Here is a 23,905-nt window from a genome sequence, read left to right as displayed (position 1 = left end):
TGTTGTATTAACGTTTAAAATATTTAAACGGTACTATTAGCATTCCAAAGCATTCTCCATCTTCTTTGCCTAAATGTTTATGGTGCATTTTGTGCGCGCGCCTCACACCTTTTGCATACCTGTTATTTGCTTTTCTAAAATACTTAAAACGTTGATGTATAAAAATATCATGCACAATAAAATATGCTGCTCCATAAGCCATTATTCCTAATCCAATTGGAAGACAATACCAAATAGATTCGTAATTCCATAGATAAAAACAAACCATGCTAACAATTGCATAGAATATAAAAAAGGCATCATTTCTTTCAAACCAACTGTTATGGTTTTTGTGATGATGGTCTTTGTGCAAAAACCAAAGAAACCCATGCATTACATACTTGTGTGTAAACCAGGCCATAAACTCCATAATAGAGAATGTTGCTAAAAAAACTAAAATCCAATAAAGTGTTTTCATTACATTAAATTTAGTTGATATTTTACATAACTTCTTGTTAAAAGCTCTACTTTTTTATAATTCGCCACTCTAATTCTAGCCGCTTTTATTTCTAAAGCTGGAGTCTTTTTTAATTTTTTTAAAAGTTGACTGTAATATCTATATGCCATAAATACTCCAAATTTGGCTTCTATTGGTAGTAGTTTAATGCCTACTAAGCCTTTTGCAAAGTCGTTTTCAATATCTTTAATAATTAGTTGTTTTGCATTTTCGTCTAGGTTATTTAAATCTGTATTTGGAAAATAAGTGCGTTCTAAATCGTGAAAATCTGCTTTTAAATCTCTTAAAAAATTCACTTTTTGAAATGCAGAACCTAACGACATTGCAGAATCTTTTAATTCTTGATATTTTTCATTATCACCTTTAACAAAAACTTTTAGGCACATTAGGCCAACAACATCTGCAGAACCGTAAATGTAATCTTTGTATTCTATATCTGTTAAATAGTTAGTTTTGGTTAAATCTAATCGCATACTTTTTATAAAAGCGTTTACCATTTGCTTATCTAAACCATATTTGTGATACGTATGTTGAAAAGCGTTTAAAATAGGGTTTAAGCTTATTTTATTGATTAAGGCATTTTCTAGGTCGTTTTCAAAAGTATCAAGTAATTCGCTCTTATTGTAATCGTGAAAAGAGTCTACAATCTCGTCAGCAAATCTTACAAAACCATAAATATTATAAATATCCTGTCTAATACTATTAGCTAACATTTTTGTGGCCATAGAAAACGAGGTGCTGTAAGATTGTGTAACAATTTTACTGCAATTAAAAGAAACGGAATCAAATAGCGCTTTCATTGTTGTTGTGATTTTTAATAATTAATTGAGAAACTAATTTTCCTGAAATTAAAGCTGGTGGAACTCCAGGACCAGGAACTGTTAATTGTCCTGTAAAATAAAGGTTTTTAACTTTTTTACTTTTTAATTTTGGCCTTAGAAAGGCAGTTTGAAATAAGGTGTTTGCCATACCGTATGCATTGCCTTTATAAGAATTGTAATCCTTAATAAAATCGTTTACACAAAATGATTCTTTAAATAATATAGAGTCTTGAACTGTTTGAGATGTTACATTTTCAAATCTTGAAATTATTTTTTTAAAATAAGTTTCTCTTAATTGAGCATTATCTTCTAAACCTGGTGCTAACGGAATTAAAAAAATACCAGCTTCTTTGTTGTTTGGTGCAGAACTCTCATCTGTAATACTTGGAAAACTAGCATAAAATAAAGGGTTTTCTGGCCATTTTGGGTTGTCGTAAATATCCTTTGCATGTTCATTAAAATCAACATCAAAAAACAGAGTGTGGTGATTTACATTTTTTAATTTTTTATTAAAAGCAACATAAAAAAGTAGTGATGATGGTGCAAACACTTTGTTGTTCCAGTATTTTTCTGTGTATTGTCTGTGTCTTTTATCTAATAATGTCTCTGTGTGATGATAATCTGCACCGCTTAGTAAAATATCACAAGGATTATTTTTTTTATTAATATTTATATGTGAAACGTTGTTATAATCGTCAACAACTATATTTTTAATATTGGCATTAGTGTGAATTTTTACACCTAGCGATTTAGCAAGTTTTTCAACTGCTAAAATAACTTGATACATTCCTTTCTTAGGGTGGAAGGTGCCAAGACCAAAATCGGCATAATTCATAAAGCTATAAAAAGATGGAGTATTGCTTGGTTTAGCTCCTAAAAATAAAACAGGAAACTCTAGTATTTGTGCTAATCTTTCGTTTTTAAACTCTTTTCTTACGTCTTTTTTTATGGTACTTAAAAATTGATTTATTTTTTTTATTGTAACAGGTGTAACTAACTCTAAAGGAGAAATACCTGGGTTGTAAACTAAATCTTTAATAGCAACATCGTAATTATTTTTGGCATTGTCTATAAACTTTTTTAAACTTTTAGAACTGCCAGATTCTTCGTTTTCAAATGCTGTGTAAATTTTTTCAATAGTATCTTCAATAGTGATAAAATCGTTTTTACCAAAATATACAGAATAAGCAGGATTCAATTTTTCTAGTTCGTAGAAATCTGAAGGTGAAGTTTTAAAATCTGAAAAGAATCTTTCAAATACATCTGGCATCCAATACCATGTTGGCCCAATATCAAATGTAAATCCATCTTTTTTTAATTGTCTAGCACGACCTCCTATAGTTTTGTTTTTTTCGTAAATATTAACGTTATAACCAGCTTTTGCTAAGTAACAAGAAGCAGCAAGAGCGGAGAAGCCGGAGCCTATAATTGCAACATTTTTCATAACTTATGTTGTTTCTAAATTAAAATTATTTTCAACCAGCTCTTTAGTGTTTTTGTAAATTTGTATTCGTGAATGGTTTGTATTGTTTTGAATAACATCGGAAAATCGAGAAGAAATTAGAAGCTTATTTTTATTATTATCGAATAATTCTTCTGAAAAAGTACTAATATGCTTTTTAAGTATATTTTCATCTATTTTTATTGTGAATACAGATATGAAAGTAATATTTTCATAAGTCTCACAAAGATGTTTTAAACTTGTGCTAGGAACACTTTGGCCTAAGTATATTTTATGATAATTTTTTAGAGAAAGTATATAGTTGATATATAATAAGCCTAATTCATGCATTTCATTTTCAGGAAGAAAGAGAGCATAAACTTTTTCTGTTTTTGTAGGTAGAGAGTTCTTGTCGTTTTCGTTTGTAGCAATAATTAATTTTTGTTTAATTAATTCGACTATAAAATGTTCATGTGCAGGTGTAATAGTATTTGTTTGCCATAATAGGCCTATAGTATCTAATAGAGGTATAAATACAGTATTGAAAATTTCATCTAATCGATATTGATTACTTAATTCTAAAAAGGCTTTATCAAATAGCTTTTGATCAAAATTAAGCATAGCTACTTTCATTATATTAGTGTAGCTATCACTTGATTTTTCTTTTTTTGCAATAGAATTAACTAATATAGGTATATCATTGTCGTCTAAGCTAGCGATTTTAGATACCTTTAAGCCGTTTTTATTTAAAAAAGATACATTAAGTAGCTTTTGAAGACTTTTTAAAGAGTAGTATCTAATATTGGTTTCAGTCCTGCTAGGTTCAAAAAGCTCATAACGTTTTTCCCAAATCCTTATAGTGTGAGCCTTAATACCAGAAAGGTTTTCTAAGTCTTTGATACTGAAGCTAGTTTTGATATTGTTCATTCTTTTGATTAAATTGTTAAACAAAGTAAGAAAAAAAAATGAGAATATTAGTATTTATGAAAAACTTAACGAAAAATAAAAAGTGATTTGTGCGCACGAGAAGATTCGAACTTCCACAATTTAAGCAATTACTAACCCCTCAAGCTAGCGCGTCTACCAATTCCGCCACGTGCGCTTTAATAAAAAGTAAAAAAAAAAGTTAAGCAAAGCTTAACTTTTTTTTGTGACCGGGCTGGGGCTCGAACCCAGGACCCTCTCCTTAAAAGGGAGATGCTCTACCAACTGAGCTACCAGGTCATTTCCTTAATGAGGGTGCAAATATAAGACCTTTTATCAATTATCCAAGCCTATTTTAAAATTATTTTTTGTTTTTTTGTTGAGGAAATAGCTACATGTTTAATAATCAAATAATAAGCGTTTAAATGAATTTTATATTAATTGGGTATATGGCTTCAGGAAAGTCAAAAATAGGGGTAGAATTAGCAAAAGTTTTATCTTTTGAGTATTTAGATTTAGATGATATAATCGAAAAAAATGAAAAAAATGATATTAATTCTATTTTTAAAAAACAAGGAGAATTATATTTTAGAAAAAAAGAGAAAGAATATTTAAATAAAGTTTTAAACACTCAAGACAATACAATAGTATCACTTGGAGGAGGAACGCCTTGTTATTTTAATACTATGGATGATTTATTAATGCATGATAATGCAACAAGTATATATTTAAAAGTTAATATACCTGTATTAGTTGATCGGTTAAAAGAAGAAAAGGCAAAGAGACCTCTAATTGCTCACATTGAAACTGAAGACTTATTAACAGAGTTTATTGGAAAGCATCTTTTTGAACGTTCTGCTTATTATAGTAAAGCAGACTATATAATTAATGCAAATGGAAAAGTTGATGAGATTGTAGAAGATATTGTTGCGAAACTATTTTAAAAACACTTCATAATTATCTGTTTCTAAAACAACTTCTATATGTTCATTTAAAGAAGTAGATAGTGAAATACCTTTAAAATCTGCTTTAACTGGGAATTTTTTATGATTTCTGTTTACTAATACTGCAGTTTTAAATTGCTTTAAGGGTACGTCTAAGAAATGTTTAACACCATAGATTAAAGTTGTTCCAGAATTTAATACATCATCTATTAAAACAATAGACTTATTGGAGTATTGTTCTTTAGTTAAGGTTGTCTCTATATTGTTTATAGGAGATTTTTTATTTATAATTACTTTACAAAGTGTAGGTTTAATAGGTGATATTTTAGTAAGAATAGCTTTTAGTTTTTTAGCTAAAACATACCCATTATGATCAATTCCAGCAAGAATAACTTCTGTTTCATCACTATTACTTTCAAAAATTTGATAAGCGATTCTTCTTATTTTATTTTTAATCTCATCATGAGATAAAATTTTATTTGTTAATTCTTGCATAATATTTGTAAAAAAAAATTAAAGTTCATTCTCTTTGTAGATATCATCAATATCTCTTCTGTCTTTTTTTGTAGGTCGCCCAGTGCCTTTTTTTCTATAATAATCTTTAGAATATTTAAGTAGTTCTTGAGCTTCAAATTCAGATTTTGGAGTTGTGTCAACTCTGTATATATCTACTAATTTTGCTCCAAGTCTATTATCTGGTATGTCTAATATGGTAAAACTGTAGTTAACTTGGTTTTTTCTAACACTAACTTTATCTGTAGGATAAACTTCTCGACTTGGTTTTACTACTAAACCGTTAATTTTTACATGTCCTTTTTTACAGGCTGTACTAGCAATATTTCTAGTTTTGAAATACCTTAAACACCATAAATACTTATCTATACGCATATAATTTATGTAAAATGTACGTTAATGATATTGTGCAAGATTATTATTAAACTTATCTTGCGCTCAAAAATAAGCAAAAATGAACTTAAGGAAATTATTAATCCCTATTTTATTACTTTTTATAACAATATCTTCTTGTAAAGATGATGATGATATTGTAGTAACACCAGATAGAGATAGACAAGAGGTGTATGATGAAGATATAGTTGAAATTTTAGAGTATCTAGAAACTCATACATTTAATTATAATGAATTTGCTGAAAACGCAGCTTATAGTGATTTTTCTACTACACCAGCAACAATTACAGAAAATGATGATTTTGAATTAGTTTTTAGTGAAATAGATCCAAATGAATTACCAGCGCCTAGATCTATTTTAAGTTTTTTAAACGAACCGGAATATCCAAAATTAATTGTTAAAACCATAACAGAGGATAATGTTGATTATGATTTGTACATTTTACAAGTAAGAGGTAGTGTAGACGATACAGAAGCAAATGGAGAGATAATTCACCCATTAGATAGAGCTGTTGTTGAGTATAACGGTTTTTTACCTGATGGAGAATCTTTTGATAGTGCAACAAATCCAATTTCTTTTAATTTAACAGCTGTTGGTGCTCTTGGAGGTGTTGTGACAGGATTTAGAGAGGCTTTAATTAGTTTTAAAACATCAGTAGGATTTACAGAAAACACTAATGATAATGGTGATCCCGATGGAAGTATAACAAATCACAATTTTGGAATAGGTGCAGTTTTCATTCCTTCAGGCTTAGGGTATTTTAGATATACACCTTCAACTTCTATACCATCTTATTCTCCAATATTTTTTAGTTTTGAAACTATAGGTAGAAGTGATACAGATTTTGATCTCGATAATGTATCTTCTCGACTTGAAGATTTAAATGAGAATGGTGATGGTGAAGATGACGATACTGATGGCGATTCTATTCCAAATTATTTAGATTCTGATGATGATAATGATAGTATTTCTACAAAAGATGAAGATCTTAATGAAGATGGAAATCCAACTAATGATGATACAGATGGTGATGGAATACCAAATTATTTAGATGCAGATGATGATGGTGATGGTGTTTTAAGTATAAATGAAGATGCAGATGCAGATGGGCTTTTAACTAATGACGATACTGATGGTGATGGTATTCCTAATTATTTAGATTCTGATTCTTAAAAAATATTATTTTAACTTAAAAGCGTCCAGCAAAATATTTGTTGGACGCTTTTTTTTATAGATTAAATGATAAACTCAAAATTAGCTGTTGGGCTCTAGTATCAACCCTATTTGTATTTATTGAAGTGTTATCTGTAATTACATTAACTTCATTCTCACTAAAGCCTCTTTCGTATCTAAGGTCTATACCTATTTTATTAAAGTTTACTGCAACACCAAAATTTAAGCCTACAGAAAAATCATCTTCAATATCTTCTATTGTTGCATTTTCAAAATCTGTGTCTATTATGTATTGAAATGAAGGACCAGCAAATATACTTAAAGGCCCAATAAGTTTTATACCTACTAAAACTGGAGCATCAAGTTTTTGTAAATTAAAATCTCCTGAAGAATATTCGGTTTTAGTCTTTGTATAAACTAATTCTGGTTTTAAGTAGAGCTTATTTCCTAGCTTACCAAATAGTCCAGCATGAAAGCCAACAGCTGCTGTAGGATCTTCACTTGCCATAGAGATTGAATTAAAATAATCTCCATTTGTATTATAATTAATACCAGCTCTTAAACCAAAACCACTACCTTCTTGTGCTTCAATAGAAGAGATTGTAACAATGCTTAATACGATAATTGCGATAATTTTTTTTGTGTAACTCATTTGTGTTCGTTTTATTGATTTATATATAATAAACGAAAGCGTCTATAAAATATTTCTTTCATCGAAATGTAGATATAAAAAAAAGGGATGAAAAAATATCATCCCTTTTAAAATATATATAAATAATATTATTTTCTTTTAATAACCTTTTCGCAAGCTTTAACAATAGCATTTGCGTTTAATCCATACTTTTCCATAAGTTGAGCTGGTGTTCCAGATTCGCCAAATGTATCATTAGTAGCAATAAATTCTTGAGGTGTTGGTTTGTGTTGTGATAATACTCTGGCAACACTTTCTCCTAATCCACCTAAGTGATTATGTTCTTCTGCGGTAACAATACATTTAGTTTTGTTTACAGAGTCTATAATTGCTTTTGCATCTAAAGGTTTAATAGTGTGAATGTTTATGACTTCAGCTGAGATTCCTTTTTCGTTTAAAGTTTTAACAGCTTCTAGTGCTTCCCAAACAAGGTGACCTGTTGCTATAATTGTAACATCTGTTCCATCCACTAAATGCAATGCTTTTCCTATTTCAAATTTTTGATCAACAGGAGTGAAGTTTGCCACTTTTGGTCTTCCAAAACGTAAATAAACTGGTCCATGATGTTCTGCTATAGCAATAGTTGCTGCTTTTGTTTGGTTATAATCACAAGGGTTAATAACAGTCATACCAGGAAGCATTTTCATGAGTCCAATGTCTTCTAGTATTTGGTGTGTAGCACCATCTTCACCAAGAGTTAAACCAGCGTGAGAGGCACAAATTTTTACATTTTTGTCTGAGTATGCAACACTTTGTCTAATTTGATCGTACACACGACCAGTTGAAAAGTTTGCAAATGTTCCTGTAAAAGGAATTTTTCCTCCAATGGTTAAACCGGCAGCTAACCCAATCATGTTAGCTTCAGCAATACCTACTTGGTAAAAACGTTCTGGATGATTTTTTTTGAAATCGTCCATTTTAAGTGAACCAATTAAATCGGCACAAAGAGCAACAACATTTTCATTGGTTTGCCCTAATTCTGTTAATCCTGCTCCAAATCCAGAGCGTGTATCTTTATTTCCTTGATTTTCGTAAGTTTTCATTTTTTCTCTTGTTTTGAAGGATTAGTAGTCACCTAAAGTTTCTGGGTTTTGCGATAAGCCTTCGGCTAACTGTTCGTCATTTGGAGCTTTACCGTGCCAAGCATGTGTATGCATCATAAAATCTACACCGTTACCCATAACTGTTTTTAATAAAACACAAACAGGTTTTCCTTTTCCAGTTAGTGATTTAGCTTCAGCCATTCCTTTTAAAATAGCATCTACATTATTTCCTTCTTCAATATCTACAACAGTCCATCCAAAAGCTTCAAATTTAGCTTTTAAACTTCCTAATGGTAAAACAGTATCTGTAGAACCATCAATTTGTTGCCCGTTTAAGTCTATAGTAGAAATAATATTATCTACTTTATTTCCAGCTGCATACATAATGGCTTCCCAGTTTTGTCCTTCTTGTAATTCTCCATCGCCATGTAAACTGTAAATTAAGTGATTGTCACCGTTTAGCTTTTTAGCTTGAGCAGCGCCAAGAGCTACACTCATTCCTTGACCAAGAGAACCAGAAGCTATGCGTACTCCAGGTAAATCTTCATGAGTCGTTGGGTGTCCTTGTAATCTTGAGTTTATTAAACGAAACGTGTTTAATTCATCTACAGGAAAGTAACCAGTTCTGGCTAAAACACTATAATATACAGGAGAAATGTGACCGTTTGATAGAAAAAATAAGTCTTCTCCTATACCATCCATGTCAAAACCATCTTTTCTATCCATGATTTCATTGTAAAGTGTAACAAAAAATTCTGCACACCCAAGAGAACCACCTGGATGACCAGAGTTAACTTTGTGAACCATTCGTAAAATATCTCTACGAACTTGTGTTGTAATGTCTTCTAATTGTTGTGTTGTTGCCATTATTTTTAGCTTGATTTATAAAGCATCAAAAATAACTTTTTAATGAGTGTTTACAAAGACTCTTGCAACGCATTTATTAACGAAATAATAGGAATTGCTAACAATTTGTAAAAACATATAAATTTATTAAATGTTTAAGAAGCATTCTTAATTTGTTAATTATCTTTACCAGCTGAATATTTTTATAAAAATGACATTCGATTTAAAAGCAAAAGACTCGCAGAGTAAAGCTAGAGCAGGAGTAATAACAACAGATCATGGTGTAATAGAAACACCAATATTTATGCCAGTTGGTACAGTGGCTTCTGTAAAAGGAGTGCACCAAAGAGAACTTAAAAATGATATTAATCCAGATATTATTTTAGGAAATACATATCATTTGTATTTAAGACCTCAAATAGAAACTTTGGAAAAAGCTGGAGGTTTACATAAATTTATGAACTGGGATCGCAATATCTTAACAGATTCTGGTGGTTACCAAGTGTATTCTTTATCATCAAGAAGAAAGATTAAAGAAGAAGGCGTTAAGTTTAAATCTCACATAGATGGAAGTTACCATACATTTACGCCCGAAAATGTAATGGAGATACAACGAAGTATTGGAGCAGATATTATTATGGCGTTTGATGAGTGTACACCATACCCTTGTGATTATAATTACGCACGACGCTCAATGCATATGACGCATAGATGGTTAGACCGTTGTATTAACCATCTTGAAAAAGTACCATTTAAGTACGATTATTCTCAAGCATTTTTTCCAATAGTTCAAGGTAGTACATATAAAGATTTACGTAAACAATCTGCAGAATATATTGCAAATGCAGGAGCAGTAGGTAATGCTATTGGAGGTTTATCTGTAGGAGAACCAGCAGAAGAAATGTATGCAATGACAGAAGTAGTAACAGATATATTACCAGAAGATAAGCCACGTTATTTAATGGGTGTTGGTACACCAATAAATATTTTAGAAAATATTGCTTTAGGTGTAGATATGTTTGATTGTGTTATGCCAACACGTAATGCAAGAAATGGTATGTTATTTACAGCTCATGGTACTATAAATATTAAAAATTTAAAATGGAAAGACGATTTCTCTCCATTAGACGAAATGGCAATAACTTGGGTAGATACAGATTACTCTAAAGCTTATGTTCGTCATTTATTTAGTGTTAATGAAAGATTGGCAGCGCAAATAGCTACCATACATAATCTTGGTTTTTATATGTGGTTGGTGCGTGAAGCAAGAAAACATATATTAGCAGGAGATTTTAGAACATGGAAAGATACCATGGTTAAACAAATGGACAAAAGACTGTAATATTGAAAATTCTAGACTGGTACATACTTAAACGCTATCTACTTACTTTTGTAATGATGATTTTACTGTTTATTCCAATTGGAATAACAGTACACCTTGCCGAGAAAATAGGTAAAATATTAGATCGAGAAGCGCCTTTGGGAGAAACGTTAATATACTTCCTTGACTTTACAATCTATTTCGCACACCTTTTATTTCCGTTATTTTTGTTCTTATCGGTTATTTGGTTTACCTCAAAATTAGCTAATAATACAGAAGTTATAGCCTTTTTAAGTTCAGGTGTATCTTTTACTAGGTTTTTAAGACCTTATTTAATTGGTGCTACAATAGTTGCCATGTTCTCTATACTTTTAGGGCTTTATTTAGCTCCAGTTGCAAGTAAAGGGTTTAACGATTTTCAATATAAATATTTAAAAAGAAAAAATAATCAAGCACAAAGTAATGTTCTTAAACAAATTAATGATAAGGAAATTATTTATGTAAGTAGTTTTGACCCAATTAAAAAAACAGGACTTAATTTTTCGTTAGAGCATTTTGAAAATAATAAAATGACCTATAAAATTAGTGCAGCAAATATTAGATATATAGAAGAAGATTCTATCTATAGACTTAGAAGTTATTTAAAAAGAAACGTAGGAGAGAATGAAGACGAATTAGCTATAGAAAGAAAAAAAGACACAATATTTTCTTTTGAACTTGAAGATTTAGTGCCAGAAGAATATATAGCAGAAACACTAAGATATTCTGAATTAACTCGTTTTATTGAACGGGAAGAAAAAAGAGGTTCCTCTAACATTGGTCGTTATAAATTAGAACTCTATAGAAAATGGAGTTTGCCTGTTTCTGTTTTTATACTTACAATTATAGCAGTTGCTGTATCGTCTAAAAAAAGACGTGGAGGAATGGGAGTAAATCTAGCCTTTGGTATTTGTATAGCAATGGTTTTTGTCTTTTTTGATAAAATATTTGGCACCATGGCAGCACAGTCTGACTTTTCACCACTTATAGCCGTATGGTTTCCAAACTTTATATTTGGTATTTTAGCAGCTATACTTTTATATAATGCTAAACGATAAATTAAAAAACTATTTACATTTACATATATTAGTCTTTATAGCAGGTTTTACTGCAATACTTGGTAAGCTAATATCTATAGAAGCAGTATCATTAGTATGGTATAGAATGGTAATGGCATCAATTTTAATGTTTATTTATATTAAAATTGCCAAAGTCGATATTTCCATCGATAAAAAAACATTACTCAAGTTTTCAATTGCAGGAGTAATAATAGCATTACATTGGATAACTTTTTTTGCGTCAATAGATGTTTCTAATATATCTATTACACTAGCTATGTTTTCTACAGGTGCCTTTTTTGCATCATTTATAGAACCTATAATATATAAGAGAAAGATAATTTGGTATGAAATTCTCTTTGGACTAATAGTAATTTTAGGCATTTTTATTATTCTTCAAACAGAAATGAAACATATTTATGGTATTTTATTAGGTATAGTTTCGGCTTTTTTTTCCTCTTTATTTGCAGTATTAAACGGAAAATTTCTAGAAAAAGACTCAGCCACAAAAATTTCATTTTACGAGTTTATTGCTGGCGTTTTATTTATCTCTATATTTATTCCCGTATTTGGTAACGGTTTTACAGCAAGTTATTTTAATATAAGTATAAAAGATTTGGGTTATTTATTAGTTTTAGCTTCAATTTGTACAGCTTATGCATTTATAGCCTCAACTTACGTTATGAAACAAATAAGTCCATACACTGTTGTTTTAACTTATAATTTAGAACCTATTTATGGCGTGTTTTTGGCCATCTTAATATTTCCGCTGTCAGAAAAAATGTCATCATCATTTTATTATGGTGCTGTAATTATTTTAACCACAGTACTTTTAAACGGAATTTTAAAAAACAAAAAAGCCTTTTCAATTAAAAAGAGTCAAAACGAAAAAAATGTGTAATTTTGCACACTAACTATAAGAAACTATTTAATACAATTCTCAATGGAATATTTAGAATTTGAATTACCAATAAAAGAACTTGAAGAGCAACTAGACAAATGCCAGGTTATTGGAGAAGAGAGCGATGTAGATGTTACCGAAACTTGTAAGCAAATAGAAAAAAAACTTGTTGCTACAAAAAAAGAAATTTACAAAAACCTTACACCATGGCAGCGTGTACAAATGTCACGTCATCCAAATAGGCCATATACTTTAGACTATATTAATGCCTTATGTGGAGATTCTTTTTTAGAATTGCACGGTGATCGTAACTTTAAAGATGACAAAGCTATGATTGGAGGTCTTGGTAAAATTGGAGACCAAAGTTTTATGATTATTGGTCAACAAAAAGGTTACAATACAAAAACGAGACAGTATAGAAACTTTGGGATGGCAAATCCAGAAGGTTATCGTAAAGCGTTACGTTTAATGAAATCTGCAGAGAAATTTGGTATACCTGTAATTACCTTATTAGACACTCCTGGTGCATATCCTGGATTAGAAGCAGAAGAAAGAGGACAAGGTGAAGCCATTGCAAGAAACATTCTTGAAATGACACGTTTAAAAGTACCAATTATAACAATTGTTATTGGCGAAGGTGCATCTGGTGGAGCATTAGGAATAGGAGTAGGAGATAAGGTATTAATGTTAGAAAACACTTGGTACTCTGTAATATCTCCAGAGTCTTGCTCATCTATATTATGGAGAAGTTGGGAATATAAAGAACAAGCAGCAGATGCTTTAAAACTTACTGCCAAAGACATGAAAAAAATGAAGTTGGTAGATGAAATTATAAAAGAACCTTTAGGAGGCGCGCATAGTAATAGAGAAAAAACATATGAAGCTGTGAAAACCGCAGTTTTAAAATCTTTTGAAGAGTTTAAAAACTTATCACCAAAAGATTTAGTTTCTAACCGTATGGATAAATATTCTCAAATGGGAGTATTTAAAGGCTAGCAGCAATAAACACTCAAGATATTAAAATCTGAAAGCTAGTCTTTCAGATTTTTTTATGCTTATTAACAATAAAATCAAGTTATTAACAGTTGAATTGTTAATGATGTGTGAAGATTGAAAAGAATCAAAATTTACATTCACGTAACAATTTTTTTACTTTCGTTGTCTATGAAACAACCAAATCAATTAAAAGGATATAAAGTAGATAAAAGTACAATAATCAATCTTGAGAAAGGTAAAATACCGCCTCAAGCCATTGATTTAGAAGAGGTTGTGCTTGGTGCTATGATGATTGATAAAAAGGGTGTAGATGAAGTAATCGATATATTAAGCGCAGAAGCTTTTTATAAAGATGCGCATCAACATATTTTTGAAGCCATTTTTATGTTGTTTCAGGAAAGTCAACCAATTGACTTATTAACCGTTTCAACCCAATTAAAAACTAATGCAAAGTTAGATTTAGCTGGAGGAGACTTTTACCTTATTTCTCTAACACAAAAAGTATCATCTTCAGCACATATCGAGTTTCATGCACGTATTATTTTACAAAAATACATTCAGCGAAGCTTAATAAAAATCTCTAGTGAGATTATAGAAGACTCTTACGACGAAACTCAAGATGTATTTGATTTATTAGATCGTGCAGAATCTAAATTATATGAAGTAACCCAAGGAAATATTAAAAAATCTAGTGAAACAGCTCAAGATTTAGTAATACAGGCCAAAAAGAAAATTGAAGAAATTTCTAAAAAAGAAGGAATGAGTGGTATTCCTTCTGGGTTTAATAAATTAGATAAATTAACATCTGGATGGCAGGAAAGTGATTTAATTATTATAGCAGCACGTCCAGGTATGGGTAAAACAGCCTTTACCTTAACTATGGCAAGAAACGTTGCTGTAAATTCAAATATTCCAGTAGCATTTTTCTCTTTGGAGATGGCTTCTGTACAATTAATTACACGATTAATTTCTAGTGAAACGGGATTATCATCAGAGAAATTAAGAACAGGGAAATTAGAAAAACACGAATGGGAACAGCTTAACGTAAAAGTTAAAGCTTTAGAAAAAGCACCATTATTTATAGATGATACACCATCACTTTCAATTTTCGATTTACGTGCAAAAGCAAGACGTTTAGCTTCTCAACATGGTATAAAAATGATCATGATTGATTACTTACAGTTAATGACAGCAGCAGGTAATGGAGGAAACCGTGAGCAGGAAATATCTACAATTTCGAGAAACTTAAAAGCTTTAGCAAAAGAATTATCAGTACCAGTAATAGCACTATCACAATTATCACGTGCGGTAGAAACACGTGGTGGAAGTAAAAGACCATTACTGTCAGATTTACGTGAATCTGGAGCCATTGAGCAAGATGCCGATATTGTATCGTTTATTTATAGACCAGAATATTATAAAATAGACGAATGGGATGACGATGAGCAATCGCCAACCGCTGGTCAAGGAGAATTTATTGTTGCAAAACACCGTAATGGTGGTTTAGAAAATATACGATTAAAGTTTATTGGAAACCTTGGTAAATTTGATAACCTAGATGATTTCGATACGCCATTTGCTAATAACGAATTTCATTCTAAAATGAATGCAGCAAACGACGATACTTTTAAACAAGATAACTTTACAGCATCACCACATGATGCATTTGGAGCACCAGAAGATGATGATGTTCCTTTTTAATTAAAACTCATGTTAATTTATTTAAAATTAACCTTGCTTTAAACTATTTTTGTAACCAAGTTTCTAGACAGAGACTTGGTTTTAAATTTAAATACCTAATGGACAAAATCCGTACAACCAATTATTTGCTATTAATAATAATAATACCAATAATATTTTATCTCCTTAAAATATTGTCTTTTATATTTATTCCATTAGTATTCTCAATGTTTATTGCATTGTTATTTCTACCATTATTACGTTTTTTAAAACGTCGTGGTGTGCATAAAATTTTAAGTATTCTGGTTGTACTACTTATTATGTTTTTGGGTTTAAAATTAGGTATAGAGCTAGTTAAATTATCAAGTAAACAGATAATGGAAACAGATTCTGCCTTTTTACTCAATGCTGAAAATAAAATAAACGATTTAATTTACGATGTAGAATCTGTATTTGGTATAGAATCAAATAAAACAGAAACTTCAAAATTGTCGCGATTTATAAATAAAGAATTTATATTCGATAACTTTGGTACAACACTAAATTTTATAACAAAAACATTAACAGCGCTGTTAATGACATTCTTTTTTGTTGTGCTATGGCTTGCCGAGTCTATAAATATTGAAAATTTATTAAACAAGACAATTTTAAAACAAAGGCATCAATCTATTAAAACATTTATAAAAATAGAAAACGACCTTATCAAATTTATTAAAGTTAAATTTTTAGTTAGTTTTCTTACAGGTCTTTTTACAGGTTTAGCTTGTTATTTTTTCGATGTAAGTTTTCCTATTTTTTGGGGGTTATTTGCTTTCTTAATAAACTTTGTACAAATGGTAGGTTCTTTTATAACTGTAATTTTATTATCAATTTTTGCATTTGTAGAATTAGAACCTTCAACATCTTTATTGTTTTTTATAATTGCAATAGCAGGAACTCAAGTACTTTATGGTAGTATTTTAGAACCTATATTTATGGGAAAATCATTTTCAATAAATGTAATTACGGTTTTAATAGTACTTATGTTTTGGGGATATCTTTGGGGAGTTCCAGGTTTAATAATGGCAATTCCAATAACTGTGTTTTTAAAAATTATTATGGAACAGTTTAAAAGTACACAAGGTATAGCAAAACTCATATCTGCCTAAAAGCTTCCGTTAACATTAACCTTTCTTAAATTGAAAAGGAATAATTTTTGATTATCTTTCTGCATATTTATTTCAGTTTAAACAAAATCTGTAATAACGATTATGAAAAAAGTGCTATTTCTATTATTATTTCTTTTAACAACACATAGTTATGCATCGTATATTCTTATACCAATGGATGCAGACTCTCAAAAAAACCACCTAAAAGCCTATGGTATAACCTATTGGGTGTTGGCAAAAAACACAAAGGTAAAGTGGCTTTTAAATTATCGTGGTGGTTCATTTTTATTACAAGATAATGACGAGGTTAGGCACGAATGTAAAGTTCGAGGAGTAAGTTTTGAAGTTATAAGTGATGATAACACTCAAGCTATACTTGAGGAAATTAGTAGCCCAAGCCAAAATATGGAAGCTGTTGTATTAGAAAAAGCACCAAAAATTGCAGTTTATACGCCAAAAGGAAAATTGCCATGGGATGATGCCGTTACAATGGTTTTAAGTTATGCCGAAATACCTTACGAAACCGTTTACGATGAACAAGTTCTAAACGATGAACTTATTTTGTACGATTGGTTACACCTACACCACGAAGATTTTACAGGACAATTTGGAAAATTTTATAGAATGTATCGTGCAGCAGCCTGGTATATAGAAGAAAAAAAAGAAGCAGAAGCATTAGCTACAAAATTAGGCTATAATAAAGTATCTGAAGCAAAAAGAGATGTTGCGCTTAAAATTCGAGATTATGTAGTTGGTGGAGGTTTCATGTTTGCCATGTGTAGTGCTACAGATAGTTTTGATATTGCCTTATCTGCCGAAAATGTAGACATTTGCGAACCAATGTTTGATGGTGATGGTAGTGATGCAAATTACCAATCTAAAATAGATTATAATAAAACTTTCGCATTTAAAGACTACACGTTAGAGCGTAGCCCAATGGTTTACGAATTTTCTAGCATAGACATGACTAGAAAACGTAAAATACCAAAACAAACAGACTATTTCTCACTCATGGATTTCTCTGCAAAATGGGATCCAATTCCAACCATGCTATGTCAAAATCATACAGCTTTAGTTAAAGGATTTATGGGACAAACCACTTCTTTTACTCGAGACGAGATAAAAAGTAATGTTTTAGTAATGGGAGAAAACCACACTAATGGCGAAGCAAAATATATACACGGCATAAAAGGAAAAGGTTTTTTTACTTTTTATGGCGGTCATGATCCAGAAGATTATACACACAAAGTAGGCGATCCAAAAACAGAATTAGACTTACATCCAACATCTCCAGGTTACCGTTTAATATTAAATAACGTATTATTTCCTGCAGCAAAAAAGAAGAAACAAAAAACTTAAAATATGGGCGTTACCCAAACCTGTAAAAAAAACAGGTTTGGGTCAGGCTCTCGGCAGTCGCTTCCAGACAAAAAAGTCTGGCGAGCTCCAACAAAGCCTCCATCCTTAACGCAGTACTTCAATCGTAAGGGCTAAAAACAAACACTATTAATACCTAAAAATAATAGCAATGTCTACAAAAGACCAAATTTTAAAAAAAATACAAATACTAATAACAAACCATTTTAGAACGCCAGAAGAAGCATTTAATTTTTTTGATGATAATGGAGATCAAAAACTTTCAAAATCTGAAATAAAAGATTTGCTAAAAGAAGCAGAAATTAGTGGCTTTATTCGCGGTATTGTAGCTTCAAAATTAATTGAAGGTTACGATAAAGATGGTGACAATTATATAAACTGGAAAGAGTTTCAAGCTGCTATAGACGAAATTTTATACACATAAAAAGTGAATAGTTACGTAGTACAATTTTTAAGACTATTACTATTAACAATAGTATTCTGGATAATAGCTTTCTGTATTTTCATCTTTATAAGATATTTTGCAATAGGATCAGAAGAAGGAGTAATTGTTACCACTTATCATATATCAGATATATTATATTTTGGTGTAGTATTAGGAACACTAATTGGTGTGATTTTTACTATAACAGAATTTCTTTTCGATAAGTTTTTATCTAAAAACTTATCTTTAGCATTAGTACTTACAGAGAAATTTATAATATATCTTTTAAGTATTATTTTATCGCTTAATTATGTATATCCATTAGTTGAAGAAGCATTAAATTTAAATATAAGTAATGAAGATGGCTGGTGGAAAGAAAGTCGTCATTTCTGGTTATTGGTAGGGTATTTTTTAGTTTGTTCTATAATATTTTCATTTATAAAAATAGCAAATGAAAAATTTGGAAGCGGTGTGTTTTTTAATTTTTTAATAGGTAAGTATAGAAACCCTAAAGAAGAAAAACGCATATTTATGTTTTTAGATTTACAAGCTTCAACAACAATAGCCGAGCAAATAGGCCACTACCGTTATAGTGAATTAATCCAGGATTGTTTTTACGATTTAAATAGAATTGTTTCAAAGTATAATGCTGATATATACCAGTATGTTGGAGATGAAGCTGTGTTAAGCTGGAAGTATAAAACAGGGATTAAAAAAAATAATTGTGTAGAATTATTTTTTCATTTTAAATCTAGAATAGAAAGAAAACAAAAACGATATTTAAAAAAATACGGTTTAGTTCCTAAATTTAAAGCTGGAATTCATGGAGGAGAGTTAATTGTTACCGAAGTTGGGAGTATTAAAAAAGAAATAGCATATCATGGAGATGTAATAAATACTTGCGCAAGAATTCAAGGAGAGTGCAATAAATACGACGAAACCTTACTTTGTTCAAATGCTTTAATGCAAGATTTAAATTTAACGAATAAATTTAAAACTAAATATATAGGAGATTTAGAGCTAAAAGGCAAGGAAGAAACTTTAAAAATTTCTGCTATAAAATTAAATTAATTTTTTTTAGCAGCAATTAATTGTTTTAAAATGTATTCAACACCATTTTCATCGTTAGTTTTAGTTATATAATTGGCAGCTTTTTTAACATCTGGATGAGCATTTTGCATCGCAAAACTATATTTTGCTAAAGCCAACATTTCTAAATCGTTTTTATAATCTCCAAAAACCATAGTTTCTTCAGGTTTAATTTTATACTTGTCTTGTATTAATTTTAAAGCTTCGCCTTTGTTAGAATCTATTCTAGATAAATCTACCCAGTTTTTTGCAGACACTATTGCCTTAAATTTAGACTCTAAAATCTGTACGTGTGGATAAATGTATTTTTCAGAATCTGTTTCATGATATAATGCTATTTTATAAATGTCTTCTATAATAGCGTTTGGTGATTTTATAATTTCGTATTCTGTATAATATTGAGATATTACATTTAATAAATTCTTAGATTTTTCTTTTATATATGCTTTATCTCTTGAACAAAATACAGGATGTATATCTTTAAAACCTTCTATGGCTTCAAATAATTCTGGTAGAAAATCATTATGTATTGGAGTCGACAAAATAACTTCGTTATCATCAACTACATAAGCACCATTTTCTGCAGCTATTATAATATCATTTTTTATAAGGCTAAGTTTTTTCGAAATACTATAAAATGGTCTTCCACTTGCTGCAACAAACTGTATATTGTTTTTTTTAAGTTCTTGATGTAGTGTGTAAAAACTATCACTTACTTTATGGTTGGAATCTAATAAGGTGCCATCCATATCTGTTACTACTAATTTTATATTCGAAAAATCCATTTAATAAGTATATCTACAAAAGTAAATTATAATTTAAAATTTTACTTTAATGTTAAGTTAAGATATAATAAATAAAAAAGCCCGATTCTTACGAATCGGACTTTAATTTTATAAGTGAAATTATATTATTTAATTGGCAAAAAGCCTTTATTTAATTTTGTTCACAATAGCTTCAAAAGCTACTGGGTGATTCATTGCTAAATCTGCTAAAACCTTACGGTTTAATTCGATATTATTAGCTTTTAATTTACCCATAAATTGTGAGTAAGACATTCCATGTAAACGGGCTCCAGCGTTAATACGCGTGATCCATAATGCACGGAAAGTTCTCTTTTTATTTCTACGGTCTCTATACGAATATTGCATCGCTTTATCAACCGCATTTTTTGCTACTGTCCAAACGTTTTTACGACGTCCAAAGTAACCTTTTGCTTGTTTAAGCACCTTTTTTCTTCTGGCTCTTTTGGCAACAGAATTTACTGATCTTGGCATAATTTAAATGTGTTTTGTAGTAGGCGGTCAATAACGACACTTTTAATCAAATCTTAGTTTGCCTATCTCCAGGGTTTATAAATAATTTGTAACCGGTTAAAATAAGTATTACTTTAAACGTAACATTACTTTAACGTTATTCTCATCTGCTTCGTGTACTAATGCACTATGCGTTAGAGCTAGCTTACGTTTTTTAGACTTTTTTGTTAAAATGTGACTTTTAAACGCGTGCTTTCTTTTAATTTTCCCAGTACCTGTAAGCTTAAAACGCTTTTTAGCACTAGATTTTGTTTTCATTTTAGGCATCTTGTTTCCTTGTTTTTAATGATTTCACTTATAATATCTTAAACCTAAATACTTATTAGGTGTATTATCTATTTTTTTGGAGCGATAAACATAGTCATACGTTTACCTTCTAATCTCGGCATTTGCTCCACTTTACCAAGTTCTTCAAGGTCTTGTGCTAAACGCAACAATAATATTTGACCTTGTTCTTTAAAGACAATAGATCGTCCTTTAAAGAATACAAATGCCTTTAATTTAGCACCTTCCTTTAAGAATTTTTCTGCATGTTTCTTTTTAAATTCGTAATCATGGTCATCTGTTTGAGGGCCAAAACGAATTTCTTTTATAACAACCTTAGTCGCTTTACTCTTTAAAGCCTTGTCACGTTTCTTTTGTTCGTAAAGAAACTTTTTATAGTCCATAATTTTACATACAGGCGGATCTGCCTTTGGCGATATTTCAACAAGATCTAACTCTTGTTCTTCTGCTATGGCTAAAGCTTGCTTGGATGTGTAAATACCAACTTCAACATTTTCTCCAACTAGACGCACTTTTTCTGCTCTAATTTTTGAATTAATCCTGTGTTGGTCTTCTTTAATGACTCTTAAAGGTCCTCTCGATCTTTTTCTACGTATTGCTATGACTTATGTATTTTAGTTAAACGTTTATTTTAAAATTGTTTTAATGTTTTATTTATTTCTGTTTTAACAATCTCAGAGAAGTCTTCTACACTAATCGTGCCTAAATCTTCTCCGCCATGTTGTCTTACAGATATTTTGTTTTCTTTCTCTTCATTCTCGCCTATTATAATCATATAAGGCGTCTTGTTCATTTCGGCCTCTCTAATTTTCTTACCAATAGTCTCGCTTCGGTTATCTATAAGTGCGCGAATTTCGTGATTTTCTAGCAAATTTAAAACTTTTTCGCCGTATTTTTCATATTTTTCACTAAGAGTTAATATAGAAACTTGATTTGGCATTAACCAAAGTGGGAAATTTCCGCCTGTATGCTCTAATAAAATAGCAATAAATCGCTCCATACTTCCAAATGGTGCACGGTGAATCATTACTGGTCTGTGTAACTCATTATCGCTTCCTTTATAAGTTAAATCAAAACGCTCTGGTAAGTTATAATCTACTTGTATTGTACCTAATTGCCATTGTCTTCCTAAAGCGTCTTTTACCATAAAATCTAATTTAGGTCCATAAAAAGCTGCTTCTCCAGTCTCAATTACATAGTTCAATCCTTTATCTTTAGCAGCGCTAATAATAGCTTGTTCTGCTTTCTCCCAATTTTCTAAACTACCTATATACTTTTCAGGATTTTCAGGGTCTCTTAAAGAAACTTGAGCTGTAAAATTCTCAAAACCTAACGATCCAAAAACATATAGTACTAAGTCAATTACATTTTTAAACTCAGCATCTAATTGGTCTGGCGTACAAAATAAATGGGCGTCATCTTGAGTAAAACCTCGAACACGTGTTAAACCATGTAATTCTCCACTTTGCTCATATCTATATACAGTTCCAAATTCAGCATAACGCTTAGGTAAATCTTTATAAGACCATTGTGAAGCATTGTAAATTTCACAGTGGTGAGGACAATTCATTGGTTTTAATAAAAACTCCTCATCATCCTTTGGTGTTTTTATTGGTTGAAAACTGTCTTCTCCATATTTTGCATAGTGACCTGAAGTGACATATAATTCTTTTTGTCCAATATGCGGGCTCATTACCATTTCATAACCAGCTTTCTTTTGTGCAGCTTTTAGAAAGTTTTCTAAACGCTCTCGTAAAGCAGTTCCTTTAGGTAGCCATAATGGTAAACCAGCTCCAACTTTTTGAGAGAAGGTAAATAACTCAAGTTCTTTTCCCAGTTTTCTATGATCTCTCTTTTTAGCTTCTTCTAAAAGCGCTAAATACTCAGTTAATTCTTTTTGTTTAGGAAAACTAATACCATAAACACGCGTTAATTGAGGTTTTGTTTCGTCTCCTCTCCAATAAGCACCAGCTACAGATAGTACTTTAACGGCTTTAATAATTCCTGTATTTGGAATATGGCCACCACGACATAAATCTGTAAAAGTAGAATGGTCACAAAAAGTAATAGTACCATCCTCTAAATTTTGTATTAATTCAGTCTTAAAAGGATTGTTTTTATATAGTTCTAAAGCCTCGGCCTTAGTAGCGCTTCTCATATTAAAATCATGCTTACCTCTAGCAATCTCTAACATCTTATTTTCAACAGCTTTAAAATCTTTATCAGTTAAAACATCATCACCAAAATCTACATCATAATAAAAACCACGCTCAATAGCTGGCCCGATAGTTAATTTAGCGTTTGGATATAATTCCTGAATAGCTTGTGCTAAAACGTGAGCACTAGAATGCCAAAAAGCTTTTTTTCCTTCATCATTGTTCCAGGTGTATAATATTAATGATCCATCGGTGGTAAGAGGGGTAATAGTCTCAACTGTTAAACCGTTAAAACTTGCCGAAATAACATTTCTGGCTAAGCCTTCGCTAATGCTCTTAGCAACATCCATAGGTGTAGAATTCGTTTCAAACGATTTTACACTCCCATCTGGTAAAGTAATCTGTATCATATATAATATTAAATTCAACAAACAAAGATAATAGGTTACTAACAGACAAGCAATACAAAAAGTGAAATTATATTATTTTAGTATTAATGGCGTTCCCAAAGGTCGGGCTTTCCACTATATCTTTTTTTTAGAAATAAAAAAAAAGGATGCCGTATCAATCCCTAACGGAAAAAAACATTTTCAAAAAAAGGTATAATTATTACAAATAAGAATCATACATTTATTTAAGTAGTTTAATTAATATATAGTTTAGAGGTAAAAGCATAAAATTAAGGGTATATATAATAAGGACAAAGATAATAAATAAGCGTAAAAAAAATAAGTCTATAAAGTATTGATTAGAAGCTTTTAAGCGAGGTGTTTAAAATAAAACACAAAAAAGATAAATTAAAAGCTTGTTAAAGAAATAAATGGTTGTA

The 23,905-nt window shown here is 30.4% G+C and carries 25 protein-coding genes and 2 tRNA genes; 11 read left to right on the top strand and 16 right to left on the bottom strand.

From position 1 onward, the window contains the following. Positions 1-7: 7 nt before the first annotated feature. The 6 genes from LACAL_RS00325 to LACAL_RS00300 all read right to left on the bottom strand — a co-directional run bounded on the left by LACAL_RS00325 (position 8) and on the right by LACAL_RS00300 (position 3,982). The gene (locus tag LACAL_RS00325; protein WP_013868694.1) at positions 8-457 is read right to left on the bottom strand and encodes a sterol desaturase family protein; all 450 of its coding nucleotides are present in this window, start codon (positions 455-457) and stop codon (positions 8-10) included. Beyond that, positions 457-1,296: a phytoene/squalene synthase family protein gene (locus tag LACAL_RS00320; RefSeq protein ID WP_013868693.1), complete on the bottom strand. Its 840-nt coding sequence runs from the start codon at positions 1,294-1,296 to the stop codon at positions 457-459. Before LACAL_RS00320 ends, LACAL_RS00325 begins: the two co-directional genes overlap by 1 nt. Continuing rightward, positions 1,280-2,761: an NAD(P)/FAD-dependent oxidoreductase gene (locus LACAL_RS00315; RefSeq protein WP_013868692.1), complete on the bottom strand. Its 1,482-nt coding sequence runs from the start codon at positions 2,759-2,761 to the stop codon at positions 1,280-1,282. The genes LACAL_RS00320 and LACAL_RS00315 overlap by 17 nt, the downstream gene beginning before the upstream one ends. Before the next feature lie 3 nt (positions 2,762-2,764). Beyond that, complete coding sequence (locus LACAL_RS00310; protein ID WP_013868691.1) at positions 2,765-3,685, bottom strand: MerR family transcriptional regulator; 921 nt, start codon at positions 3,683-3,685, stop codon at positions 2,765-2,767. Positions 3,686-3,775: 90 nt separating this feature from the next. Then, a tRNA-Leu gene (locus LACAL_RS00305) sits at positions 3,776-3,860 on the bottom strand. 49 nt (positions 3,861-3,909) lie between these two features. Beyond that, a tRNA-Lys gene (locus tag LACAL_RS00300) sits at positions 3,910-3,982 on the bottom strand. Positions 3,983-4,107: 125 nt separating this feature from the next. Between LACAL_RS00300 and LACAL_RS00295 the strand changes: the two genes are divergently transcribed. Beyond that, positions 4,108-4,626: a shikimate kinase gene (locus LACAL_RS00295; protein WP_013868690.1), complete on the top strand. Its 519-nt coding sequence runs from the start codon at positions 4,108-4,110 to the stop codon at positions 4,624-4,626. On the opposite strand, the gene LACAL_RS00290 is transcribed toward LACAL_RS00295, so the two are convergent. Then, positions 4,618-5,121, bottom strand: a complete 504-nt coding sequence (locus LACAL_RS00290; RefSeq protein WP_013868689.1) for a phosphoribosyltransferase family protein — start codon at positions 5,119-5,121, stop codon at positions 4,618-4,620. The genes LACAL_RS00295 and LACAL_RS00290 overlap by 9 nt on opposite strands. An 18-nt stretch (positions 5,122-5,139) precedes the next feature. Next, positions 5,140-5,514: an RNA-binding S4 domain-containing protein gene (locus LACAL_RS00285; RefSeq protein WP_013868688.1), complete on the bottom strand. Its 375-nt coding sequence runs from the start codon at positions 5,512-5,514 to the stop codon at positions 5,140-5,142. A gap of 79 nt (positions 5,515-5,593) precedes the next feature. Here LACAL_RS00285 and LACAL_RS14900 point away from each other — a divergent pair, with 79 nt between their 5' ends. After that, positions 5,594-6,706 (top strand): FKBP-type peptidyl-prolyl cis-trans isomerase, encoded by a 1,113-nt coding sequence (locus LACAL_RS14900; protein ID WP_013868687.1) that lies wholly within the window; start codon positions 5,594-5,596, stop codon positions 6,704-6,706. 55 nt (positions 6,707-6,761) lie between these two features. Here LACAL_RS14900 and LACAL_RS00275 read toward each other — a convergent pair whose 3' ends face one another. The 3 genes from LACAL_RS00275 to LACAL_RS00265 form a co-directional block, all read right to left on the bottom strand. After that, a complete protein-coding gene (locus tag LACAL_RS00275; protein ID WP_013868686.1) occupies positions 6,762-7,358 on the bottom strand; it encodes an outer membrane beta-barrel protein in 597 nt (198 codons plus the stop codon). Between the two features lie 128 nt (positions 7,359-7,486). Beyond that, positions 7,487-8,440 (bottom strand): transketolase family protein, encoded by a 954-nt coding sequence (locus LACAL_RS00270; protein ID WP_013868685.1) that lies wholly within the window; start codon positions 8,438-8,440, stop codon positions 7,487-7,489. Positions 8,441-8,461: 21 nt separating this feature from the next. Then, positions 8,462-9,307 carry a transketolase gene (locus LACAL_RS00265; RefSeq protein ID WP_013868684.1) on the bottom strand — a complete coding sequence of 282 codons (846 nt, stop codon included), beginning with the start codon at positions 9,305-9,307 and terminating at the stop codon, positions 8,462-8,464. A gap of 190 nt (positions 9,308-9,497) precedes the next feature. Here LACAL_RS00265 and tgt point away from each other — a divergent pair, with 190 nt between their 5' ends. From tgt to LACAL_RS00220, 9 genes are all read left to right on the top strand, one after another. Then, positions 9,498-10,628 (top strand): tRNA guanosine(34) transglycosylase Tgt, encoded by a 1,131-nt coding sequence (gene tgt, locus LACAL_RS00260; RefSeq protein ID WP_013868683.1) that lies wholly within the window; start codon positions 9,498-9,500, stop codon positions 10,626-10,628. 2 nt (positions 10,629-10,630) lie between these two features. After that, entirely contained in the window at positions 10,631-11,704 is a 1,074-nt protein-coding gene (locus tag LACAL_RS00255) for an LptF/LptG family permease (RefSeq protein WP_083817711.1), read from the top strand. Further along, positions 11,691-12,605, top strand: coding sequence for a DMT family transporter (locus LACAL_RS00250; protein ID WP_013868681.1), 915 nt, complete (start codon positions 11,691-11,693; stop codon positions 12,603-12,605). Before LACAL_RS00255 ends, LACAL_RS00250 begins: the two co-directional genes overlap by 14 nt. A 42-nt stretch (positions 12,606-12,647) precedes the next feature. Then, positions 12,648-13,601, top strand: a complete 954-nt coding sequence (locus LACAL_RS00245) for an acetyl-CoA carboxylase carboxyltransferase subunit alpha (RefSeq protein ID WP_013868680.1) — start codon at positions 12,648-12,650, stop codon at positions 13,599-13,601. 168 nt (positions 13,602-13,769) lie between these two features. Beyond that, positions 13,770-15,302, top strand: coding sequence for a replicative DNA helicase (gene dnaB, locus LACAL_RS00240; RefSeq protein WP_013868679.1), 1,533 nt, complete (start codon positions 13,770-13,772; stop codon positions 15,300-15,302). A 98-nt stretch (positions 15,303-15,400) separates the two neighbouring features. Beyond that, positions 15,401-16,429: an AI-2E family transporter gene (locus LACAL_RS00235; RefSeq protein WP_013868678.1), complete on the top strand. Its 1,029-nt coding sequence runs from the start codon at positions 15,401-15,403 to the stop codon at positions 16,427-16,429. 102 nt (positions 16,430-16,531) lie between these two features. Then, positions 16,532-17,788, top strand: coding sequence for a hypothetical protein (locus LACAL_RS00230; RefSeq protein ID WP_013868677.1), 1,257 nt, complete (start codon positions 16,532-16,534; stop codon positions 17,786-17,788). Positions 17,789-17,957: 169 nt separating this feature from the next. Further along, positions 17,958-18,230 (top strand): EF-hand domain-containing protein, encoded by a 273-nt coding sequence (locus LACAL_RS00225; RefSeq protein WP_013868676.1) that lies wholly within the window; start codon positions 17,958-17,960, stop codon positions 18,228-18,230. A 3-nt stretch (positions 18,231-18,233) separates the two neighbouring features. Then, on the top strand, positions 18,234-19,301 hold the full coding sequence (locus tag LACAL_RS00220) for an adenylate/guanylate cyclase domain-containing protein (protein WP_013868675.1): 1,068 nt from the start codon (positions 18,234-18,236) through the stop codon (positions 19,299-19,301). Here LACAL_RS00220 and LACAL_RS00215 read toward each other — a convergent pair. The 5 genes from LACAL_RS00215 to thrS all read right to left on the bottom strand — a co-directional run bounded on the left by LACAL_RS00215 (position 19,298) and on the right by thrS (position 23,486). Then, positions 19,298-20,104 (bottom strand): HAD family hydrolase, encoded by an 807-nt coding sequence (locus LACAL_RS00215; RefSeq protein WP_013868674.1) that lies wholly within the window; start codon positions 20,102-20,104, stop codon positions 19,298-19,300. The two genes, LACAL_RS00220 and LACAL_RS00215, sit on opposite strands and share 4 nt — an antisense overlap. 147 nt (positions 20,105-20,251) lie before the next feature. Next, positions 20,252-20,596, bottom strand: coding sequence for a 50S ribosomal protein L20 (gene rplT, locus LACAL_RS00210; protein WP_013868673.1), 345 nt, complete (start codon positions 20,594-20,596; stop codon positions 20,252-20,254). Between the two features lie 108 nt (positions 20,597-20,704). Further along, positions 20,705-20,902 (bottom strand): 50S ribosomal protein L35, encoded by a 198-nt coding sequence (rpmI, locus tag LACAL_RS00205; RefSeq protein WP_013868672.1) that lies wholly within the window; start codon positions 20,900-20,902, stop codon positions 20,705-20,707. 68 nt (positions 20,903-20,970) lie between these two features. After that, a complete protein-coding gene (gene infC / locus LACAL_RS00200) occupies positions 20,971-21,480 on the bottom strand; it encodes a translation initiation factor IF-3 (RefSeq protein WP_256365400.1) in 510 nt (169 codons plus the stop codon). A gap of 71 nt (positions 21,481-21,551) precedes the next feature. Next, positions 21,552-23,486 carry a threonine--tRNA ligase gene (gene thrS / locus LACAL_RS00195; RefSeq protein ID WP_013868670.1) on the bottom strand — a complete coding sequence of 645 codons (1,935 nt, stop codon included), beginning with the start codon at positions 23,484-23,486 and terminating at the stop codon, positions 21,552-21,554. Positions 23,487-23,905 lie beyond the last annotated feature (419 nt).

The sequence above is a fragment of the Lacinutrix sp. 5H-3-7-4 genome (genome assembly GCF_000211855.2).
Taxonomy (GTDB): Bacteria; Bacteroidota; Bacteroidia; order Flavobacteriales; family Flavobacteriaceae; genus Lacinutrix.
This window is presented reverse-complemented; position numbering and strand designations above follow the sequence as displayed.

Coding starts and splice junctions, on each gene's coding strand:
- dnaB (WP_013868679.1), top strand. CDS start 13,770: ATGAAACAACCAAATCAATTAAAAGGATATAAAGTAGATAAAAGTACA.
- LACAL_RS00265 (WP_013868684.1), bottom strand. CDS start 9,307: ATGGCAACAACACAACAATTAGAAGACATTACAACACAAGTTCGTAGA.
- rplT (WP_013868673.1), bottom strand. CDS start 20,596: ATGCCAAGATCAGTAAATTCTGTTGCCAAAAGAGCCAGAAGAAAAAAG.
- LACAL_RS00275 (WP_013868686.1), bottom strand. CDS start 7,358: ATGAGTTACACAAAAAAAATTATCGCAATTATCGTATTAAGCATTGTT.
- LACAL_RS00325 (WP_013868694.1), bottom strand. CDS start 457: ATGAAAACACTTTATTGGATTTTAGTTTTTTTAGCAACATTCTCTATT.
- tgt (WP_013868683.1), top strand. CDS start 9,498: ATGACATTCGATTTAAAAGCAAAAGACTCGCAGAGTAAAGCTAGAGCA.
- LACAL_RS00310 (WP_013868691.1), bottom strand. CDS start 3,685: ATGAACAATATCAAAACTAGCTTCAGTATCAAAGACTTAGAAAACCTT.
- LACAL_RS00225 (WP_013868676.1), top strand. CDS start 17,958: ATGTCTACAAAAGACCAAATTTTAAAAAAAATACAAATACTAATAACA.
- LACAL_RS00215 (WP_013868674.1), bottom strand. CDS start 20,104: ATGGATTTTTCGAATATAAAATTAGTAGTAACAGATATGGATGGCACC.
- LACAL_RS00250 (WP_013868681.1), top strand. CDS start 11,691: ATGCTAAACGATAAATTAAAAAACTATTTACATTTACATATATTAGTC.
- LACAL_RS00320 (WP_013868693.1), bottom strand. CDS start 1,296: ATGAAAGCGCTATTTGATTCCGTTTCTTTTAATTGCAGTAAAATTGTT.
- LACAL_RS00290 (WP_013868689.1), bottom strand. CDS start 5,121: ATGCAAGAATTAACAAATAAAATTTTATCTCATGATGAGATTAAAAAT.
- LACAL_RS00285 (WP_013868688.1), bottom strand. CDS start 5,514: ATGCGTATAGATAAGTATTTATGGTGTTTAAGGTATTTCAAAACTAGA.
- thrS (WP_013868670.1), bottom strand. CDS start 23,486: ATGATACAGATTACTTTACCAGATGGGAGTGTAAAATCGTTTGAAACG.
- LACAL_RS00235 (WP_013868678.1), top strand. CDS start 15,401: ATGGACAAAATCCGTACAACCAATTATTTGCTATTAATAATAATAATA.
- LACAL_RS14900 (WP_013868687.1), top strand. CDS start 5,594: ATGAACTTAAGGAAATTATTAATCCCTATTTTATTACTTTTTATAACA.
- LACAL_RS00270 (WP_013868685.1), bottom strand. CDS start 8,440: ATGAAAACTTACGAAAATCAAGGAAATAAAGATACACGCTCTGGATTT.
- LACAL_RS00230 (WP_013868677.1), top strand. CDS start 16,532: ATGAAAAAAGTGCTATTTCTATTATTATTTCTTTTAACAACACATAGT.
- LACAL_RS00245 (WP_013868680.1), top strand. CDS start 12,648: ATGGAATATTTAGAATTTGAATTACCAATAAAAGAACTTGAAGAGCAA.
- LACAL_RS00315 (WP_013868692.1), bottom strand. CDS start 2,761: ATGAAAAATGTTGCAATTATAGGCTCCGGCTTCTCCGCTCTTGCTGCT.
- LACAL_RS00295 (WP_013868690.1), top strand. CDS start 4,108: ATGAATTTTATATTAATTGGGTATATGGCTTCAGGAAAGTCAAAAATA.
- rpmI (WP_013868672.1), bottom strand. CDS start 20,902: ATGCCTAAAATGAAAACAAAATCTAGTGCTAAAAAGCGTTTTAAGCTT.